This window comes from Clostridium sp. (assembly GCF_029258205.1).
Lineage (GTDB): Bacteria > Bacillota > Clostridia > Clostridiales > Clostridiaceae > Sarcina.
The window spans coordinates 1-21,869 of sequence record NZ_JARHZJ010000067.1; the positions used below are offsets into that span (position 1 = coordinate 1).

Annotated in this window: 20 protein-coding genes; 6 read left to right on the forward strand and 14 right to left on the reverse strand. The window is 25.1% G+C overall.

Annotated elements, in window-relative coordinates; translation table 11 throughout:
* Positions 1–953 precede the first annotated feature (953 nt).
* A complete protein-coding gene (locus tag Q1J60_RS08435) occupies positions 954–2,510 on the reverse strand; it encodes an ABC-F family ATP-binding cassette domain-containing protein (protein WP_300260795.1) in 1,557 nt (518 codons plus the stop codon).
* Positions 2,511–2,608: 98 nt separating this feature from the next.
* On the reverse strand, positions 2,609–2,734 hold the full coding sequence (locus Q1J60_RS08440; protein WP_300260798.1) for a hypothetical protein: 126 nt from the start codon (positions 2,732–2,734) through the stop codon (positions 2,609–2,611).
* A 390-nt stretch (positions 2,735–3,124) separates the two neighbouring features.
* Between Q1J60_RS08440 and Q1J60_RS08445 the strand changes: the two genes are divergently transcribed.
* Complete coding sequence (locus Q1J60_RS08445) at positions 3,125–3,670, forward strand: 2'-5' RNA ligase family protein (RefSeq protein ID WP_300260800.1); 546 nt, start codon at positions 3,125–3,127, stop codon at positions 3,668–3,670.
* Between the two features lie 154 nt (positions 3,671–3,824).
* On the opposite strand, the gene rbr is transcribed toward Q1J60_RS08445, so the two are convergent.
* Positions 3,825–4,412, reverse strand: a complete 588-nt coding sequence (gene rbr, locus Q1J60_RS08450; protein ID WP_300260803.1) for a rubrerythrin — start codon at positions 4,410–4,412, stop codon at positions 3,825–3,827.
* Between the two features lie 616 nt (positions 4,413–5,028).
* Between rbr and Q1J60_RS08455 the strand changes: the two genes are divergently transcribed.
* The 4 genes from Q1J60_RS08455 to Q1J60_RS13090 all read left to right on the forward strand — a co-directional run bounded on the left by Q1J60_RS08455 (position 5,029) and on the right by Q1J60_RS13090 (position 7,511).
* The gene (locus Q1J60_RS08455; protein ID WP_300260805.1) at positions 5,029–5,595 is read left to right on the forward strand and encodes a hypothetical protein; all 567 of its coding nucleotides are present in this window, start codon (positions 5,029–5,031) and stop codon (positions 5,593–5,595) included.
* A gap of 66 nt (positions 5,596–5,661) precedes the next feature.
* A complete protein-coding gene (locus tag Q1J60_RS08460; RefSeq protein ID WP_300260806.1) occupies positions 5,662–6,336 on the forward strand; it encodes a hypothetical protein in 675 nt (224 codons plus the stop codon).
* A complete protein-coding gene (locus Q1J60_RS08465; protein WP_300260809.1) occupies positions 6,320–6,820 on the forward strand; it encodes a signal peptidase I in 501 nt (166 codons plus the stop codon). The genes Q1J60_RS08460 and Q1J60_RS08465 overlap by 17 nt, the downstream gene beginning before the upstream one ends.
* A 421-nt stretch (positions 6,821–7,241) precedes the next feature.
* A complete protein-coding gene (locus Q1J60_RS13090; protein ID WP_498038029.1) occupies positions 7,242–7,511 on the forward strand; it encodes an iron-sulfur cluster biosynthesis family protein in 270 nt (89 codons plus the stop codon).
* A 245-nt stretch (positions 7,512–7,756) separates the two neighbouring features.
* Here Q1J60_RS13090 and Q1J60_RS08470 read toward each other — a convergent pair whose 3' ends face one another.
* The gene (locus Q1J60_RS08470) at positions 7,757–8,683 is read right to left on the reverse strand and encodes a CPBP family intramembrane glutamic endopeptidase (protein WP_300260811.1); all 927 of its coding nucleotides are present in this window, start codon (positions 8,681–8,683) and stop codon (positions 7,757–7,759) included.
* A gap of 703 nt (positions 8,684–9,386) precedes the next feature.
* The gene (locus Q1J60_RS08475; protein WP_300260814.1) at positions 9,387–10,625 is read right to left on the reverse strand and encodes a competence/damage-inducible protein A; all 1,239 of its coding nucleotides are present in this window, start codon (positions 10,623–10,625) and stop codon (positions 9,387–9,389) included.
* 341 nt (positions 10,626–10,966) lie between these two features.
* On the opposite strand from Q1J60_RS08475, the gene Q1J60_RS08480 reads away from it, so the two are divergent.
* Positions 10,967–11,833: a DMT family transporter gene (locus Q1J60_RS08480; protein ID WP_300260817.1), complete on the forward strand. Its 867-nt coding sequence runs from the start codon at positions 10,967–10,969 to the stop codon at positions 11,831–11,833.
* A 316-nt stretch (positions 11,834–12,149) separates the two neighbouring features.
* On the opposite strand, the gene Q1J60_RS08485 is transcribed toward Q1J60_RS08480, so the two are convergent.
* The 9 genes from Q1J60_RS08485 to Q1J60_RS08525 form a co-directional block, all read right to left on the reverse strand.
* On the reverse strand, positions 12,150–12,302 hold the full coding sequence (locus tag Q1J60_RS08485) for a hypothetical protein (protein WP_300260820.1): 153 nt from the start codon (positions 12,300–12,302) through the stop codon (positions 12,150–12,152).
* Positions 12,303–12,852: 550 nt separating this feature from the next.
* Positions 12,853–13,866: a TDT family transporter gene (locus Q1J60_RS08490; protein ID WP_300260823.1), complete on the reverse strand. Its 1,014-nt coding sequence runs from the start codon at positions 13,864–13,866 to the stop codon at positions 12,853–12,855.
* 297 nt (positions 13,867–14,163) lie between these two features.
* The gene (locus tag Q1J60_RS08495; RefSeq protein WP_300260826.1) at positions 14,164–16,143 is read right to left on the reverse strand and encodes an ABC transporter permease; all 1,980 of its coding nucleotides are present in this window, start codon (positions 16,141–16,143) and stop codon (positions 14,164–14,166) included.
* On the reverse strand, positions 16,133–16,903 hold the full coding sequence (locus Q1J60_RS08500) for an ABC transporter ATP-binding protein (protein ID WP_300260829.1): 771 nt from the start codon (positions 16,901–16,903) through the stop codon (positions 16,133–16,135). The genes Q1J60_RS08495 and Q1J60_RS08500 overlap by 11 nt, the downstream gene beginning before the upstream one ends.
* Before the next feature lie 418 nt (positions 16,904–17,321).
* On the reverse strand, positions 17,322–18,335 hold the full coding sequence (locus Q1J60_RS08505) for a sensor histidine kinase (RefSeq protein ID WP_300260831.1): 1,014 nt from the start codon (positions 18,333–18,335) through the stop codon (positions 17,322–17,324).
* Positions 18,332–19,012 (reverse strand): response regulator transcription factor, encoded by a 681-nt coding sequence (locus Q1J60_RS08510; RefSeq protein WP_300260834.1) that lies wholly within the window; start codon positions 19,010–19,012, stop codon positions 18,332–18,334. The genes Q1J60_RS08505 and Q1J60_RS08510 overlap by 4 nt, the downstream gene beginning before the upstream one ends.
* Before the next feature lie 169 nt (positions 19,013–19,181).
* Entirely contained in the window at positions 19,182–19,406 is a 225-nt protein-coding gene (locus Q1J60_RS08515) for a DUF2922 domain-containing protein (protein WP_300260836.1), read from the reverse strand.
* Between the two features lie 286 nt (positions 19,407–19,692).
* Positions 19,693–19,920 carry a DUF1659 domain-containing protein gene (locus tag Q1J60_RS08520; protein ID WP_300260839.1) on the reverse strand — a complete coding sequence of 76 codons (228 nt, stop codon included), beginning with the start codon at positions 19,918–19,920 and terminating at the stop codon, positions 19,693–19,695.
* A gap of 144 nt (positions 19,921–20,064) precedes the next feature.
* Positions 20,065–21,588 carry a DUF1002 domain-containing protein gene (locus Q1J60_RS08525; protein ID WP_300260842.1) on the reverse strand — a complete coding sequence of 508 codons (1,524 nt, stop codon included), beginning with the start codon at positions 21,586–21,588 and terminating at the stop codon, positions 20,065–20,067.
* Between the last annotated feature and the right edge of the window lie 281 nt (positions 21,589–21,869).

Sequence of the window (21,869 nt, forward strand, 5' to 3'; positions counted from 1 at the left end):
TTTACAACTTCACCATTAGTAATTAATTTATAAAAAACCATTATATGCTCTCTAGTTAAATAAAGAGTTATACATACAAATATTAAAACTATTATACTTAAAATTATTAAACTCTTCTTCTTCATAAATAAACTTAATTTTAGATTTTCCTCCATAAATAATTTTTAATTCTCTTTTAAATAAATACTAATCACTTTTATAAAATAAATAACTATTTTAAATAAAACTAATATCAATTTTAAATTATATATATATTAACATATATGATAGAATTATAGTATAAAAATATTAAACTAATGCTATATAAACAGTCATTTTTTTATTTATTTGAAATTAATAAAAATCTACTTAAAAATACTTTCTTTGTTAAACTTAGTAAATATCAATAAAGTCTTCTATTTATTTTAATAAAAATAAATATTATATATTGTTTCTTTAGCATAATATTAATTTTTATTTAGAAAATTCACTAATAAAAGTATAATTCTTTAATTTGTAATCTTTATTTGCTAAATTAGTATATTTAGGATTCCAAATTCTATCTTAAGTTCTAAAATGTTTATCTAATTTTAAGAAATTAATATCACCATATATATTGTTATTTGATGTTTCAAAATAGTAATTCCTCATGGTAAACTACATCTTTAACATCAGCATCTTTCTCCTCAGCTTCCCAATTTCTAGCAAACATCACACTACTAGTTTTTGTAGATTTATATAATCCATTAGCTCTTGACGCTTTCCTGTAAAGTTAGTGTTTTCATAATTCAATGGAATTAGGTTATTGTTTGAGTCTTTTGTGAAACTAATCTATACTTTTAAAAAAATTGCGAATAAAATGATATTTTTAAAATTATTTATTATCTTAAAAATAAATCTAAAATACTAAAAATATAATAATAAAAGACTATAGGAGAATTTGTGTAAAACAAATTTTCCTACAGTCTTATCAATTAACAAATCTTAGTCGTCCATTCTTCGCAATTCCACACGTCTGTTACTACATCTCTATAGAATTCTGGTTCATGACAAACTAAAAGTATACTTCCTTTATATTCTTTCAATGCTCTCTTTAATTCATCCTTAGCTTCAACGTCTAAGTGGTTTGTTGGCTCATCTAGTATAAGTATGTTTGTTTCTTTATTTATTAGTTTACAAAGTCTTACCTTAGCTTGTTCTCCCCCACTTAATACAGCTACTGAGCTTTCTATATGTTTAGTTGTTAACCCGCATTTAGCTAAGGCACTTCTTACCTCATATTGAGTATATCCAGGAAACTCTTGCCATACCTCTTCTATGCATGAATTATAATTTGCTTCTTTTATTTCTTGCTCAAAATATCCTATGCTTTGGTAATCTCCTGTTTCAACCTCTCCGCTTATTGGTTTGATTAATCCCATTAAGCTTTTTAAAAGTGTTGATTTTCCAAGTCCGTTAGCTCCAACTAAAGCTATTTTTTGACCTCTTTCCATTCTTATGTTAAGTGGTTTACTTAATGGCTCATCATATCCTATAACTAAATCTCTTGCTTCAAAAATTAATTTACCTGAAGTTCTTCCTTGTTTAAAGTTAAACTCTGGTTTTGGTTTCTCTGAAGCAAGTTCTATTCTATCCATTTTATCTAATTTCTTTTGTCTAGCTCTTGCCATTCCTGTTGTAGCAACTCTAGCCTTATTTCTAGCAACAAAGTCTTCAAGTTTAGCTATTTCAGCCTGTTGTCTTTCATAAGCAGCCTCTAATTGCTTTTTGTTAGCTTCATATACTCTCATAAAATTATCATAATCACCTGTATATCTAGTCAAAGCTCTATTTTCAACATGGTATATTACATTTACTACACTATTTAAAAATGGAATATCGTGTGATATTAAAATAAAGGCATTTTCATAACCTATAAGATAATTTTTAAGCCAAGCTATATGTTCCTCATCAAGATAGTTTGTAGGCTCATCTAGAAGTAATATGTCTGGTGTTTCTAATAAAAGCTTAGCTAATAAAACCTTTGTTCTTTGTCCTCCACTTAAATCAGTAACATCCTTATCTAATCCTACATCTCTAAGACCTAATCCACCTGCAACTTCTTCAACCTTTGCATCTATCATATAAAATCCATTATGATCTAACATATCTTGAATTGTAGCTGTTCTTTCTAAGGCTTTAGTCATCTCATTTTCTGACATTTCACCCATTCTTTCATAAAGACCATTCATTTCAACTTCCATATCAAAAAGATACTTAAATGCCTCTCTTAAAACTTCTCTTATAGTTTTACCTTTTTCAAGTTTGGCATGCTGATCCATATAACCAACTCTAACCTTATTACTCCATTGAACATCTCCCTCATCTGGCATAAGTTTACCTGTAATTATGTTCATAAAAGTTGACTTACCTTCTCCATTTGCTCCTATAAGTCCAACATGCTCCCCCTTTAAAAGTCTGAAAGACACATCTTCAAATATAGCTCTATCTCCAAAGCCATGATTCATATTTTTAACTATTAAAATACTCATTTAACTTCCATATCTCCTTATCTAAAAAATATCTATAAAAATAATCTAATAAAATATATGAACTCAAAATATTATTTCATTAATAAAGTAATCAATTTCTAAAAAAACATTTGGCTACCCAAAAATAAAATTAAAGCTAAAAAGCAAATTCCAACTATATTATATATAACTGACATCTTAGATGATTTTTTATTATTTAATCTACTTACTCTGCTTTCTACCATTTTCATATTCCACCTTTCAAAAATTTCAAACTAAACTATATATTAAATAAAATTATTTTAAAAATCTCTAATATACATTATATATAGTATATTATCTAACTTTAGTTTTTCAAATATATTTTTCTTCCTCTCCATAAAATTCATCTATTTTTACTCTAAGTTCAATAAAACCTTTTTATATTCATAATAAATTCCTTCAATAAACCAATATATACAGTTTTTTTAAATTTGTTCTAAAAAATTAATATTACTTTTTAAAAAAATTAACTATGTTATAAAACCTGTAATATCATATTATAATAATGTCTATTTGTAGCTAAGTTTCTATATGATATAATAGATTAAATACTTGGTATAAATTGTTCAAATTAGTAAGAAAGGGGTTTATCTATGCTATATTACTTAGTGGCACTATTTGATAAGGATTCCTATGCAATAATAAAACCATTACAAGAATCTATTTCAAATGAATATAAACTTTATAAAAATCTACCCATGCTTCACATTACCTTAGCTGTAATTGAAGATCCTGATATGGATAAATTAAATGAAGTAGTAAAAAACACCTTAAAATCATATAAAAAATTTGAAGTTCATTTAAATGGACTAATTAAATTTGGAGATCCTTATAGATCTGTAAATTTAAAAGTAGATGAAGAAAGTGGAATAATAAAGAGACTTTCTATAGAACTTTATGAAAATTTATTAAAAGCGGGATTTAAATTGACTTCTAATCCAAATACATGGCAACTTCATGTATCCTTAGCTAACCCATATTTTGCACAAAGAGTATGGGGAGAGGCTGAGTTTGAATCAGCTTATACAAAACTTCAAGATTATAATTTTGATAGAGAACTCTTAATTGATGAAATTCAATTTTGGAGACCAATAAATGATGAAAGTAAAATGGTAGTATTTAGTTATCCACTATATTAAAACTTCAAATTTATTAAAATTATAGTAATCTATATTTAAACTTATAAAAAATCAGAGAGAACCTCTTCTCTCTGATTTTTTATAAGTTTAGTTTATTAAGTTCATATTAAACCCATAAAAATAGTATGAGTTAAGCATAAATAAAATATATATTTTAATAAGTTTCTTTGAAAACTTCAAAGTAAGCTTGTGGATGTAAACATGCTGGGCATTTTAATGGAGCTTCTGCACCTTCCCAAATAAATCCACAGTTTCCACATTTCCAAAGCACTACTTCATCTTTCTTAAATACTTTTCCTTCTTCCATGTTTTTAGCTAATTTAGTAAATCTATTATAGTGAGCAGTTTCTGCTTTAGCTATCATTCTAAAAGCAATAGCTACTTCTGGAAATCCTTCTTCATCAGCTACATCTGCAAATGATGGGTAAAGATTACTTAATTCATCATGTTCTCCTTCAGCAGCAAATTTTAAATTAGTTAGTGTATCTGTAGGTAATTCTACTGGATAAGCAGCATTTATTTCTATAACTTCTCCTTGAAGATCATCTTTTAAGAATTTATAAAATCTCTTAGCATGTTCTTTTTCATTTTCAGCAGTTTCTAAGAATATATTTGATATTTCAACATATCCTTCTTTTCTAGCTGCACTTGAGAAATAAGTATATCTTGTTCTTGCTTGACATTCACCAGCGAATGATTTCATTAGATTTTCAGCAGTTTTAGTACCTTTTAAACTTTTCATAATAAAAAACCTCCTACAAATCACTTATTTGAAAAAACACAATTAAAATTATTTTCCCAAATAAATAATCTTTAAATAATTTCTATTTCCTATATACCTTATAATATCACTTTCAAATGAAATTTCAAGTAATTTTTGAACATTTTGTTAATAAAATCATTTAATCATATAATCATTAATATTATTTCCAAATTCATATATTATTATTCAAATATATAAAAAAATATATTTCTAATATATTAACTTTAAACTAAATAAATATTAGAAAATTTTTATTTATATTAAATTTTAACCTAATACACAATCTATTTCTCTATGTATAAATCATTTATTATTTACAATACAATCAGATTGATTTGAAATTCTAGTATAAATTTTTTATTACACTCTAATCTAATATAAATAACCTATTTTATTAAGTTTAACTAACAAATCTATGTTTTTATTATATTAATATAAATATTACCAAATATGTATTTTATTTTACAAATATGTATTTAACTTTAAATTTATGTATTTTATTTTATAATTATGTTATTTTTAACAAAAATTAGAATTTTTATGCTATACTGACTTTGTTAATTTAAGCATAAATTAATAAATGGAGGGGTATAGTATGAATAAAAATAAACTTTTATCATTTTTATTAGCAGGTGGATTATTAGTAGGAGGAACTTTTTTAGGCACTAAAGCTTTATTTTCAGATAAAGAAACTTCTACAAACACTTTAAGATTAACAACTGGTAAAGTAGATATTAAAGTATCTGAACAACCTTGGCTAAGAAATGTACAAGATAAAAATGGAGATGGAGAAATAACAGTTCTTGATAAGCCATATGATCAAAAATGTGAGAGTAATGATACTGGTGTATTTGAAAATATACAACCTGGGGATACTTTTACTAGATATATAAATATACTAAATGAAGAGAGTACTTATAATGTTCTTATAAATATTGCAAAAAGTTTAGATGTTACGAATGAAAATCTTATTAAGCATATAGAATTAAACGCTAATAATTTATTATCTGGTGTTCAAGAACTACCAGCAAAAGCTAATTCAGGTGGATATATAACTGTTAAAATAAAGAATTGTGATGAGGCTTGGAAAGATTTTAATGGAGCTGGTGAATTTGATATTAATTCTGTATTTGAAATAACAGCAACACAAAAAGAAAAATAATATTTGTTATAAATAAAACTCTTTTTAAGTTTAATTTAAAAAGAGTTTTATTTAAATGGAGGAAATATGAAAAATATTTTAAAAAGAACTTTCATATTAAGTATTATTTTATGTATTTTTATTACAGTTCCAAGTTTTGCTGAAAATATAAACAATAATATTAATTTATATATAAAAGAAAACTTTAAGAAAGATGTATATAAACCTGGAGATTCTGATGATTTAAAATTTGTATTAGAAAACAACAAAGATGAAAATATAAAGATAAAAAGTTTGTATTTTAGTAAAAGAGATAATGTTTTAAGCGATAATTTTGAGGAAATAGCTAAAAACACAAATATAATTATTAAGAATAATAACAAAATTATAGTGGAAAGTTTACTTGAAGATTTATTAGATTCTAGTAAACATGAGTTAAATATTGAAGCAGGACCTCATAAGAGTTTAGAGTTTGACATGTATATAAATATTGATAGTAATATGGGAAATGAGGCTCAAAATATTTATCAAGAATTATATATAAATACAAATTATGAAATTCATAATAAGTATGGATATATTAATAATAATTCTCAAGGAAATTTAGGAGAAAATGATGATAAATTTATGAGTGAAATTATATTACCAAATACAGGAGAAGAAAACAATTATTATGTACTTACTATATGTATAATGACTTTAATATTAGCATTTATATACAGAAAAGAAATAGGTAAATTAAAAGATGAAGAGAACAGATAGAAGAGCAATGAAAAAGAAAAGAATAACTAAAATAATTAGCTACTCATTAATTTTTTTAATATTTTTTATAATATTTTTAAATTTTCTTTCAGTTAAATCAGATAAATTTTTTGACATTATAGGAATTAGAGCATATACTGTTTTATCTGGAAGTATGGAGCCAGAATTACATCCAGGTGATGTAACAATAATTGTAAATAAAAATAAAGTTAATTTAAATAAAAATGATGTAATAACATTTAAGACAGATAATTCAATAATTACTCATAGAATAATTGAAAAAAAAGATGAAGGGTATGTAACTAAGGGAGATAACAATAATGTTATTGATTCTTTTATTGTAAAACCTGAAAATATAATAGGAAAAGTAGTATTTCATATTCCTAAGATAGGATATATAATAGAATTTCTAGCTAGACCATTAGTTATAGCTATAGAAATGATTATTTTATCAATATTAATTATTAAATCTAATAAAAGATGATAAATTTTATTAATAAAAAGGATAATATCCTTAATTCTATGTAAACTATCTAAAAATATATTAAAGAAAATTAAGGTTTAGATATTAATTTATTTAAACCTTAATTTTTTTATATAATTATATTAAATGTAAATTATGTAAAAAATAGATTTACTATATTTTAAGAAATCCATTCTCTATTAAAAGATTTTGATAGTCATAAAATCATATTTAACACCTCTATAAGAATGAAATATTAGTTATTCAAGAGGATTTTCTTTATTTATAGCACAATACCAATAAAATCTATTTTTAAATCATTAAAAATAACTTAAGAATATGTTTTCTATTTAACTGTAAAATTATTTAATATGAGTATATAATTTAATCCATAAAGTTAATTTATATATTAAATACACTTAAATTTATAAGGAGGTTTATTATGAAGGTTAAAATACATCCAAACACATTAGATATAGTTAAAAAGATGATTGATAATAGTGATAAAAATTCCCTTAGAATAAAAGCTTGTTCTTCTGGCTGAGCAGGTCTAAATATTGAAGTTGTTCTGGATGAACAGCATGAAAATGATGATGTGTTTATAGATAATGGTATTAAAATAGTTGCTGATAAGAAAATATCACATTTCTTTACTGATGCAACTTTAGAATATAAAAATACTATTCTAGGGAAAAAATTTAAAATATATTAATTGGTATATTTTTTAAACTATCAGTCAATACTACTAATAACTTAATACACTCTTAAGTTAACCACACAATTTAACAAAAAGGAACTGCTTTGGAAAACAGTTCCTTTTTTGTTTCTATTAAATATTATAGTACTTTTACCTTATCTCAAACTATCCTTTACTTTTTCTAGTTACAAATATATCTAAAATCAAAGTTCTTAATTCTAATTATTTTTATACTCCTTTAATTTTCAAGTGATTCTGTATTACCCTTTCATTATAAAAAATGTGTATACTATAAACACTATTACACTTAATATAAATGGTATATTTATTACTCTCTCTTCTTTATAAGAAACTCTTGTTGCAACATCTAACTCGTCTAAAGTTATATTGAAATTTCTCTTTTCCATTTTTCTTATTAAATAACTAATTAAAAATCCAGCTACTATTGCGAAAATTAAATAGTAGAAAAATAAATGAACTTTAATTTCAATTGGGACAGTTTTTATTTGATCAATTTGATGTACTAAATCATCTGTTGTTATTCCATAACTGACTACTCTCTGAAGAATTAAGTTCCATGAATTAATTAAAAAATGAATTAGCATTGATAAAAATATACTGCCTGTAGCTCTTACTACATAAGCTAAAATTATCCCCATAGCCGTAGCATATAAAAATTGATGTGCATTTAAATGAAGAATACCAAACATTATTCCTGTCATTATTGCTGCCACATGCTTACTTTTAAATTCAAACCCTGATAAAACAATACCTCTTATAGTTATTTCTTCCGTTATAGCAGGAGTTACTCCTACAACTAATATCATTAACCATAACGGGAATGAACTCATTTGACCTAAAACTAATGCTACATCATTTGTATAAAAAAAACTTGATGTATATGAAAAGAAGGTCATTATAGGAAGTGCCAAAGCTGCTATTAATACAGAAAAAAAGACATCTTTTCCCTTTGGTTTTTTAAAACTAAAAACCTTTTTATAATTGCTCTTAGTTACAATGATGTATATTATTGCTGGAACTATGAAAAATATTATGTGTGTTACCATTAAAACCAATGGTGGTGTTAACCCTATTGTATATAGAACTGGCGTTACAAACATTGGTCCTATTATAGATAATACTAATACTATAAGGAAATATAAACTTACTTTAAATATAGGCTTCATCTTAATTTCTCCCTTCTATAAATAATTAATTTAAAAATTACATAAATCTAAATTTAAAATAATTAAATATTGTTTAATCATTTTAAAATATACCATATTTATCAATTAGCTTATAGTACTAATTGGTTATTTTTTTTATTTTACTTACTTTTTATTATATTTATTTTAGGATTTATTTTAGAACATTATTAATTTCTAGATATAAATAAAAGACAGTCTTAATGAATACATTAAATTTTTATTATATATTCAAGAATAATTGTTTGACAGAGTAAGTAAACTTAATTTTCTCCTAAAACCTCTTTTCTAAAAAAATAAATCTAAAAAATATTTTATTTTAACTGTATAAAAAAAATAATACTGTTAATACTATTTACTGAGGCAATAAGCTTCAATCTTATAATAGCCTCTCCCCCATTTTATTTATACTGACAGTTTCGTTAAAGTACGGACTAACGAAACTGTCTCCCCCTTAAAAACCTTATAATGTAATAAATTTTCTTCATGTTTTTGTAGTAGAGAGTATTTATATACTCTCTTACTTTTTAAATAAGACATATATTTTAAAGCTAAGCTTTTTAAAATAAATTATTAGATACTCTAAGCACATATTAATTACCCATTAAGTTTACTTAATGGGTAATTTTTCATTATCCTTCTATGTATAAAGTAAAAATAATATTTGTTTAAAACTTAATTTTCTTTAATTAATCTTTTCAAGTTCTCTTCTTAACCAATCTAAAACATTCATCATAGTTCTAGTTCTAACTTTTTGTCTATCAGCTTTAAAATTAAATTTTTTAACCTTTGTAATTCCATCTATACATAATCCAGCATAAACAAGACCTACCGGCTTTTCTTCTGTTCCACCTCCTGGACCTGCTATACCTGTTGTAGATATTCCTATTCTTGTTCCTGCATTTTTATAAATACCTTTTGCCATCTCTCTAGCACATTCTTCACTAACTGCACCAAAATCCTCTAAAGTTTCTTTTTTTACTCCAAGCCTCTTAATTTTTGCTTCGTTAGAATAAGTTACAACACCTTCCATAAATACCTCTGATATTCCTGGATAATTTATTAATGTGCTTGCAACCATTCCACCAGTACAAGATTCAGCTGTTGATAAGGTCATTTTTTTATCAACTAATAACTTTCCAACTACCTCTTCTAAAGTTACTTCTCCTTCTCCATAAATATTATTTCCAAGTCTTTTTCTAATTTCTTTTTCCATAGGGGCAATAAGCTTTTCTGCTTCTTCTTTATTTTTTCCTTTAGCAGTAATTCTTAAAATAACATCTATATTTTTTGCATAAGGAGCAACTGTTGGATTTTCATTATCTAAAAAATCAGCTACTAAATCCTCCATCTTACTTTCCCCAATTCCAAAAACTCTTAAAATTTTAGATACCAAAACACTATCAGTAAATTTACTTAAGTATGGTACTACATAATTTTTAAACATTGGCTCCATTTCTCTTGGCGGACCTGGCAAAAGTATTATTCTCTTATTATTTTCTCCTTCTAAAATAGCTCCTGGAGCTGTTCCATTAGGATTAGGAAGTATTATTGCTTTCTTTGGAAAATAACATTGTTTTTTATTGTTCTCTGTCATTTCAAGATTATTATTATTAAAATAATCCTCCAAATCACAAAGAAGCTCTTCTCTTAAGCACATTTCCATGTTGAAATACTTTGCTGCAAGTTCCTTACTTAAATCATCTTTAGTAGGTCCTAAACCACCAGTAGTAATAATTGTATCACAATTTTTAAAAGCATTATCAAAAGCTTCTAAAATCCTTTCAGAATTATCTCCAACTACTGATTGATGATAAACTCCAATTCCTAAATTAGCTAACTCCTTAGCTAAAAATTGAGCATTGGTATTTACTATGTCACCTAAAAGTATTTCTGTTCCTATTGCAATTATTTCAGCTTTCAAAAAAAATCACCTTCTCAAATTTAATTTATAATTGTATTTATACCATAAAATTATTTATTATCCTCTAACAAATAATTTTACTCTACTTTCTTCTCTATGTCCTAGTTTTTATTTATATTCTTCCTATTATTCAAAATTATTATATAAATATTTTTATAATTAAATTTGACCTCTTATTTTCTTAGCTCTATAATAATCTTTGTTTGTTTATAATAATACTTTTCTAAATAAGTATTAATTTTTACATAAAAGATGCCCTTAGTTCAGTTATCTATACTTTATATTTAGTTTTAATAATAAATTTAAATAAGACTTAATAAAGATATTAAGGAGTGAAAAAAATGAATTCAAAATTTAAAGGAATTATTTTTATGATACTTTCCTCTGCAGCCTTTGCTACTATGAACTTACTTAGTAAACTTGCTGTTGGAATTAACTCGTATCAAAAAACTTTTTTGACAAATATTGTAGCAACAGTCATAGTTTGCTTTATAATAATTTATAAAAAAGGCTCTTTCTTTGGAAAAAAAGGAAGTAGAAAATATTTACTTACTAGAGGAATCGCTGGTACCTTATCTATACTAACCAATTATTATGCTTTAGATAAGATGTTTTTGTCAGATGCAACAATCCTAACTAAACTTGCTCCATTTTTCACAATAATTTTTTCTTACTTATTAATTAGGGAAAAAATTACTAAGAAACAATGTGCTCTTTTAATAGCTGCTTTTTTAGGAAGCTTATTTGTAATAAAACCTCAATTTAGCACAGCAATAATACCTTCTCTTGTTGGAGTAGCTTCTGCTGCCTTTGCTGGAATTGCATATACAATGATAAGAGTACTTGGTGATAAGGAAGACTTTTGGACAATAATTTTATCATTTACAGGCATAGCTACTATTGTTATGCTACCTTCAATGTTTATTCACACAGAAAATTTAACACTACTAAATGTAACTCTAATTATGAGTGCTGGTATAGCATTCACATTAGGACAAGTTGCCTTAACCATAGCTTATAAAAATGCTCCAGCATCTGAAATATCAATGTATGATTACATTGGTCTTATTATAGCAGCTATATACGGCTTCATGTTCTTTAGAGAAATTCCTGATTTCTTATCCTTTACAGGATATGTAATAATAGTTGGCTCTTCAATTTTAAATATTTTAGGAAATAAAAAGCCTTCTAAAGGAGAAGTAAATTAATATACAAAATTAGTATTTACATGTTAAAATTACTATTTAAGAGAAACCAAAAAAGCTGTGAATTTCTCACAGCTTTTTCTTTTTGTCGAAAAGTAAATATTATTATTTTATAATGAAATCAATTAATTATAAATTTTTATCTTATAAAAATCAATGTTATAAAATCTAAAAAAATTAGTATTTTAATCTATTAAAGCATCTAACTCTTCTCAAATCAAATTTATTCACAAACATACTTATTAATATAGTTTATTTCTAATATATTATATATGTTTAAGTTATTTATTCAAAATAACTTCTGTCAAATTAACTTTCACTAATTATATTTACTTTTACTATTAAAAAGTTTCAATACAATTATGGCTAAAATCCCAAGATATATAACCAATCCTTCCATTGCTCCAAAACATATAATATAACCTAATTTAGCACATTGATCATACCCAAAACTTAATATATCTCTTACCATTTTATCCCTCCCAATAAACGTTTTCATTTAAGATATATGAATTTACACTACATAAAATGATGATTTAATTTAAAAATTCTAGTTTCCTATTTAGTCGTATTACTAAATCATTATACATACCTATATAAATAAAAACATTTAAATTCATATCAATAATAGGTTTCTAATTATATGTAAAAAAAGATAAGTGAAATGATTTTAAATTCATTCCACTTATCTTTTGAATTTCCCAAAATAGGAAATTACAGCATGACACATTGTTTTTGGAGCATCTTATAAAAAGATTATGAGTAGAGGCTAAATTTGTTCAGTTTATCATTGATAAAAGTTGGTGGGAGTTTAACTTACTATAAATAAATTACTCATAATCTTTATTATAAAACACTGTAAAATGATTGAGATTTTTATTATGTTGTTTGATTAAAAGTTTATTTTACAACTCTTAAAGTTATAAAATATTTCATTTCTAAAACTTTAACTATATTTTAGAAATTCCCGACTTAAATTCAACTGCGAATCAAGTCTGAGTATATATGTAAACCTTATTCAATTATTTTGAATAAAGAGTTCCACCTATTATTTCTTCTTTTTCTACAACTTTTTCAAACTTAGGATTTATAGCTTTAAAGAACATATTTAAGAAATTAAGTAACATAAAGAATATTACATATGTTGCTATAAATATTTCAACATCCCCTAAAAATTTAAATAAACTAGCCATTTTACCATATCCTAAACCAGTAAAATAAGTTGATAACTTAAATGCTGATAAAGTAGCAATTGCTAATGGGAATGTAAATGCTGCATATGATGGTTTAAAACCTTCTTTAAATAATTTTAAAATATATCCATAAACAACTACAAGTAGTATTAATCCTGTTATTACTAACCACGCTAACATATATGGGTTAGGATTTGGTTCTATAGTTAATATACCAACTACTCCAAGTGGAGCTGGTGAACAAATTATACCTACTGTTGGTAATTTGTGATCATCTAATATTTCACTTTTAAATACTATATATAAAACCACTGGTAACAGAATTGTATAGAATGTAAATCCAAACATAAGCATAAAATGCGCTATTTCAGGTATTTGAGGAATTACTCCATCCATACCTTTACTTGCTACACTACCTGTTATCATACCTGTATAAACTATAAAACAAGTTGGCATTATGTTTTCAAACTTTCTTTCTTTTACTCTAAGTATTGTATAGAAAATAGCTATTCCATAATGATATACTACAGCTGCTATCCAAAGCCAACTACATACTACTGGAAAGTAAGGATAAAAGAATCCTGATAATAGCCAAAGAACCATACCCATTGTAGGATAAAACGTTCCTGTTACTGGGTTTTTAAGCTCTTCATACATAACTTTTGGAAATCTTATAAGTCTTAAAACCATTAAAGATAGCATACAAACAGCTAAAAATATTGCTACTGGTTTTAAATACTCTATCCCTTTTAATTTCCATGAATTACTTAATGTTATAAATGCCAAGCAAGTTCCACTAATTCCTATTGGCATATTTTTAAGCTTATCTAAATATTTTTTCATCTATCTAATCACCACGTCCTACTCACTTGATGATTTTATTATACATATATTTACCTATAAGATAAAATACTTATTTCTCATATATATAATAAGTATTTAATTATATGTAAATTTTTTATTAACGTACAGTTTTTACCTTTTCTTATAGAAATGTCACCAATACTAAAATTTAAAAACTTTCTTCTCTCAAATTTATAATGAATTTTTTTTTAAATATTAGATAACTAAGGTTCTTTTTTATTATTTATAAGGTTCTTTTTTATTATTTATTATTTATTAGGTATTTATAAACTTTATTTATGCTCTTTCATTTATATTTTTCTTAGCTGCTAAATATACTGCTAAGAAGTATCCTCCATAAATTATAACAAGAATTATTGATGTTATAATTATATTTGGCATTATACTAGCATTTCCAAATATTCCTACTATACTAGAAGAAACCTTTAAACCAACTATTGAGTGTACTATGGCAAGTGATAAAGGAAGCATAAAATATACTCCTATTTGAGTGAATATAGCTTTATTTATCATTTTTTGATCCACACCTATTTCTTTTAATAATCTGTATCTTTCTATATTATCAGTAGCTTCTGTAAGTTGCTGAATAGCTAGTATAACTGCTGAGGTTATTATAAATATTAAACCTAAATATATTCCTAAATAAGCCGCTGTTGCTCCTAGCCCAGCTGCATTATCTATTATTTCTTCTTTTGTTATTGAATAAACATTATTTTCTACTAACTTCCCTCTTATTTCCTCTAAATTTCTCATTGCATTAGAATTCTCATTTAACATAATATTAAATTTACTAGACACAGGTTTTAGACCTTCAAGTAGAGAATCCTTAACAACCAAAATCAAAATATCACCTTTCATAGTAAAATTATATAGATTAATATTTTCATACTTTTTATTTGCTGGCTCTAAGGTTTTTCCTGAAATATTTATCTTCTTTCCTTCTTCTAAACTATTATTAGCAAACTTTTCAATTTCATTTATATTTCCAACTGCTAAATATTGATTTTCCTTTAAATTAACATGCTCTTTTCCAAGGATTTTTAATGTGTCATTATAAGCTTTTTCTCCAATTGCTAAAATATCTTTATCATTAGCTACTGGAAAATAGTTTTTCATAGCATCAATTCCATCTTCTGATAAAAAACTACTATATTTAACCCCACTATCGTACATAACTATGTTTGAATCTTCTTTAGCTATATTAGATATATCAATATTTTTTTCCTTTAATAAGTTTTCTATATTATCACCACTATTACTCCAAAAGGTAACATCAAATTTAGTTAAATCCTTTAAATCAGCATTTAAAGCTCTATTTATTCCTAAGCCTCCTGAAAATGTACAAATAGCTAAGAATAACATTAAACATATAAATGATAAAGATACAAAGGTTGTGTTTATTTTGCTACTTATTTGCTTCATAACAAACATATTTAAATCTCTTAAATAGAATTTTTTATTTCCTTGAATAACCTTTAAAAAGAATCCTGTTAGCGAATAAAAGAATATAAATGTTCCAACACATCCTAATATAATTGGTAATCCAAGAAAATTAAAACTAGCAACAGCAATTCCATCATTTATAACCTTATAATAAGCTATTCCTATGATTACAAGGCTTCCTAAAAATAATATTACTGATACCCATAAGTTTTTAATAGTAGGCTTTTCATTTTTCTTTGAAGCTATTAATAAATCTATTAATTTAATCTTTCTAACACTTATAAAGTTAAATATTAATACAACAAAATATATTATTGAAAAGCAAAATACTGTTTTCTTAAATCCAAGTGGAGAAAATACAAATTGAAATTTTGTAAGATCTACTTGGAACATATAAGCTGTAAGTACTGAAAGTGCTTGAGATAGAATTATTCCTAATACTAATCCTATTCCTAAAGATATAACCCCTATAAATAAAGTTTCTAAGAATATCATCTTTGATAAACTTCCCTTTTCCATTCCAAGGGTCATGTAAATTCCAAACTCTTTTTTTCTTCTTTTTATTAGATAATTATTTGAATAAACTATTAGAAATCCTAATACAAAAGCTATAAACACAGAGAAATATCCCATTAATTGTTCTGCCATCATAAAGGCTGACTGCTTTTGCTCATTAAGTTCCATCATTAAACTTTGTGATTCTATGGAATTAAAAGTATAAAATATACATATTCCAAATATCAAGGTTAAAAAATATATTACATAATTTTTATAACTCTTTTTTATATTTTTAAAGGCTAACTTAAAATACATTATTACTGTCACCTCCAAGAAGAGTTATGACTTCAATTATTCTATTAAAAAATTCTTTTCTAGAATCAGTTCCTCTTATAAGTTCATTAAATATCTTACCATCCTTAATAAATAAAATTCTATTTGCATAACTTGCTGTAAAAGCATCATGAGTTACCATCATAATTGTTGCATTTAAATTTTTATTTAAATTTCCTAAACTTTCAAGAAGCATGGTAGCTGCCTTTGAATCTAATGCTCCTGTTGGTTCATCAGCTAATACTAAAGATGGCTTAGTAATTATCGCCCTTGCTGATGCTACCCTTTGCTTTTGTCCCCCTGACATTTCATAAGGATATTTATTAAGCTCATTACTTATATTTAATGCTTCTGCCACATTCCTTACTCTTTTATCTATTTCATCGTTATTCACTCTTTGAATTGTAAGAGCTAAGGCTATATTTTCGTAAGCTGTTAAGGTATCTAAAAGATTAAAATCCTGAAATATAAATCCTATTTTCTCTCTTCTAAACTTAGCTAACTTTTTAGAATCAAATGTTGTAATGTCCTCTCCATCTAAATATATGTGACCACTAGTCACCTTATCTATAGTTGATATACAATTTAAAAGTGTTGTTTTACCACTTCCTGAAGCACCCATTATTCCAACGAACTCACCTTCTGAAACAGTAAAACTAATATCATTAATAGCCTTTGTAACATTTCCTTTTTTACCATAATATTTCTCTATATTTCTTACCCTTAAAACCTCTTTACCCATTAAACTACACTCCTTATCCTTACTTATATTATCTTAAAAATACCAACTTAAACCACTTTAAAACTCTCTCTTTAAGTCTTATCTCTATACTTAAATTCTATTTCAGATTACTAACTTAATCCATAGAACTATATAACACTAAACTAACAAAAGTGTCACATTATAAATTTTAAAATATTATTATGTAAAAGTCATAAACACCTGTAAAACTGGTAGATTGCCCTAAGTCTATAACTCTATTTTTAGCTAGCACCAAAAGGCTAAGTCTTCACATTATTCTATACAATTTGCTATTATAACTTTATCTAACCTCTTAAAACATATTATTATAAGAATATATAAAAAGGTGGATTCATAAATTTGAATCCACCTTTTTATCATTAATATCAAAATTTATTTTCATATTAGATTGTTAAATCTACTCAAAAATCATCATTCTATTTATTGGAAAAATAATTGAAACTCTTGTAAATTTACATTCTTCTGAAATCAATGTTATATCTAGCCCAAGTTTCTTACAAAGCTTTTTACATAAGTATAGTCCTATACCTGTAGACTTTCCAAACTTACGTCCATTTTCTCCAGTAAATCCTTTATCAAAAACTTTAGAAACATCCTTATCACTTATTCCAACACCATTATCTTCAATATTTAAAATCACATATTTACTACTTTCACTACAATATATTTTTATCTCCTTATACTCCTTATTCATATATTTAATAGCATTTGATATTATTTGTCCTAAAATAAATTCAATCCATTTACTATCTGAATAAACCTTTTTTTCTAAATCACCTAAATTTATTTTAACTTTTTTCTTTATTAAAGAATCTGCATTATTGTTTAAAACCTTATTTGTACAATGTCTTAAATTCATTTCTTTTATTATATAATCTTTCTCAATGGTATTACTTCTAGTGTAAAAAAGAGCTTGATCTATATAATTTTCTAGCTTATCCACTTCTTCTCCTATACTCTCTGTAAGTGGTGATTCATTATTTTCTATTAATAGCTTACAAGTTGATATGGGAGTTTTTATTTCATGAACCCATAATTCTATATACTCCCTATAATCATTTATCCCTCTCTTAAACTCTCCTATTTCGTCATTCATAGACTTATTACTTTTGCATATAACATCATATATTAATTTACTTTCTGTAAAAGTCCCCTCATCTATTACTTCTGATATTAAATATTTTTTATCTAAAGATTCCATGTTCTGCTTTATCTCATCATAATATTGATTTTTTCTTAAATAATCAAAAATATGATAAACTAGAATTCCTCCACCATTTATGATAACAATAAATAAAATTGCAAATCTATCAACCTTTAAAACCATAAGCAATATAGCTGTAAAAAGTAATATTAATGAATTTATAATAATAAAAACTACTCTTTCTCTTATGAACTCTCTTAAATTCATGATAATATATACCCTTGTCCCCTCTTAGTTTGCAAATATCCATCTGCACCTATTCCTTGAATCTTTCTTCTAAGTCTATTTACATTAACAGTTAAAGTATTATCATCTATAAATTCATTAGTTTGCCATAAAGCTTTTATAATATTATCTCTTGATACTATTTTCCCTTTATTTCTTATTAGAATATTTAAGATCTTACTTTCATTTTTAGTAAGCTCTACAACTTCATCCTTAAATAAAACCTCACTTTTAAGCATATTATATTTTAATTCCCTACAATGATATATTTCTGTTTCACTCTCAATTCCTGAATAGGTTCTTTTCATAATTGATGCAATTCTAGCTAAAAGTATTTGAGTATTATATGGCTTAGTAACAAAGTCATCAGCTCCTAAATTCATACTCATAAGTTCATCCATCTCACTCTGTCTACTAGTTACAACTATAACTGGAACTTCACTTCTTTTTCTTATCTCTCTGCAAATATAGTATCCATCATAGTAAGGAAGATTTATATCTAATAAAATCATATTAGGATTACACCTTAATGATATATCAACTATATTTTCAAAATCCTCTGATGACTCTACAATATAGCCATACTTCTCTAAAAATTTAGTAAGCTCTACTATTATTTTTTCCTCATCCTCTATAATAAAAATCTTTTTACTTTCCATTAATCTCCGCCCCTCATAAAACTAAAGCCGCACATGTATTGTACGGCAAAAAATTCCTTTTAATAATTATAACACAATTACTTTAAAAGACATTTATTATTTTTTTGTATGTAAAATAATAAAAGAGTGTAAAAACTCACTTGAATTTCTACACTCTTTAAATTATAAATTAAGACATTTCAAAACTTTCTATTGTTTTTTCTACTATTTCACCCTTAACTTTAGAAACTAAATCTCCTCCCTTAGAAACAAATATATTTGCTGTTACTATTTTTTCCATAAGATTTTGAACTTCTTCCTCAGTTGCATCTTCCTTAATATTCTTAAGAGTTATCTTTGTTATACTTCCTCCAGCATTCTTAAAAGACATTACAAGATATAATTCTTTTTCCATTTTAAAGTCCTCCTTCTATTTACCATTAATTTATTATGTTACATCTTTTGTTCTTCTAATTTTCATCCTAAAATTTATGTCTTATCTTAATCCTTAATCTGTTCTAATAATGTTTATTAGCTTACAATTTATATTTAAAAGTTCCTATCTATAAATTCTAGTGTTTTTTTTATATAAACTAATATTAATTCTATTCTTTTGATTATCTTCAATATAGAATTTAAAAGTATTTTTATTTTTTTTAATTCTACAAAATCGGCTGATCACCCCTCTAATTTTTATTAGATTATTGAGTGTCTTCTACAAACTTAAAGTCATCTTCTTTTAATATAGAATTAACCTTTGATTCTAAAAGCTCTGATAACGCTTTTCCTACCTCATAAAGTTTTGTGTCCTCTGCATCAATCTTTACCTTAGAAAACTTTTGTGTTAAAAAATTAGGACTTCCACTATCATCTACCCCCTTTTGATATTTTAATACTAAGCTTTTCTTTGTTAAAATTGCCTTTGACATGTTTATCAACTCCTTTCACTATATAAATATTCCTTACCTTTTATTTGTGTTGTAAAATTATAAAAAAAACTGTAATAAAAACATTTTGTTTCTATTACAGTTAATTTATATTTATAATACTAAGTAAAGTTATTTTACTACTTTTTAATTATCATCAGGATCTCCATATCTTCCTGTTTCTGGATTATATTCTCGTCCCTGCTCATCATGTAATGGAACTTTTTTACCATCAACTATTATATAATCATTATTTCCATCTGAATCTTTTCCAGCATCTTCAGTTTCTTGAATATTACCATATCCACCAGTAACAGGATTATACTCTTCACCATTTGAATTATATCTAGAAACTACAGTACCATCTTGAAGTTTTATAGTTTCCTTACTTTTATCTGTTGAATTATTATTATTGCTTCCATTATTATTTTTATTTAAATTGCTTTTAGATTTATTGTTTTGTGACTCTTTAGTATCAGTATTTTGAGATTCTTTATTACTTTCATTATTTTTTGAACCATTGCTCTTACTTTGGTTTCCTCCAGTATTAGAATTGCTTTTATTACTATTCCCCTTGTCATTTGTTTTTAAATTAGCACCACTTGATTGTGCTTTATCATCTATATTCTTTTTAATTTCATTATTTTTAGCATCTTTGACCTCATCATTTACTACAACTCCTATATTCTTTAGTTTATCCTTATTTATCATATTACCATCTCTATTATATATAATTCCGTTTATAGTAACTTCTCCATCTCCAAAATATGATGCAAACCAACTTTTTATATCATTAAAAACTACTAGAATTTTATTTAATATTCTATCTAAAATTCCACTTTCTTTAAGTTCTTGTCCATTTTCTTTTAAAATATCCTGTATATTATTAGAAATATTATTTAACTCTCCTTTTAAGTTAGAATAATTTAATCCTAATGAATTTATATTAGCTAAAAGTCCAACTAATTCTTGCTCTTGTGTTGGAGTCAACTCAACGTCATAGTTATTTGTAATATTATTTACTATTTCCCCAACTTTTCTATCATTTTTAGGTTTATCCTTTATTACTTTTTCTTTAGCTTGATTAACTATAGCACTAGCTACATCTTGTCCAATATTTTGTCCTTCGCTATTTTTAGCATAAGCTAAATTATTTGTTATGCTCAGTTCTTGTCTTGCAACTTCTTTATTTTCAACTGGTATATTTTCTCCAGTAGCCTTTTCAAAGGCTTGAATAATACCAGCTAAAGCTGATGTACCTGTTACCTTAAATGGAGCTGTAGCAATAACATCAGCATCATTAACACCTACTGTTAATAATGCATTACTTAGCATAGTTTTAGTAACCTCTGTTAAGTTATTTGTTTTTACCTTTATGCCATATCCTTTTTCTTCTATCTTGACAAAAGCACTTGAATAAGCATTTCCTTTAACTTCTCCTGATATTTTAGGCAATCCTAGTTGTTCTCTTATTTCATTAACATTCATAGTTATAACCTCAACATCATTTGGATTAACTCCGAATTCCTTAAACATCTCTTGTTTTTGATTTGAATTTAAATTAGCTCCTAAAGTCACTACTTCCTTAGTATCAGCAAAAACTGTTTTAAATGAACCAATACTTATTACTCCAGCTAGTATAATCGCTGTTATTAATCTATTTCTATTCATTTGCCTTCTTCCTTTCTAAGCAGTCATATCAAATAAATATATTGAATTCTATGTTCCATTTTTAAGTTACTATTAATATTTAAATTACTTTGGAATAGCCTAATTTAAAGTAAATATTATTAATTTAAATCTTACTTTAAATTATATCAAAACAAATTCTCAAAAGTTTACAAATTGTTTTAATTTTATATAAAACTTATATATTTTTTCATATTAGGAATTTAATCTATATTTTAAAAAATTTTATAGTATAATTATACTGTGTCTTCTTTGTTGCGAGA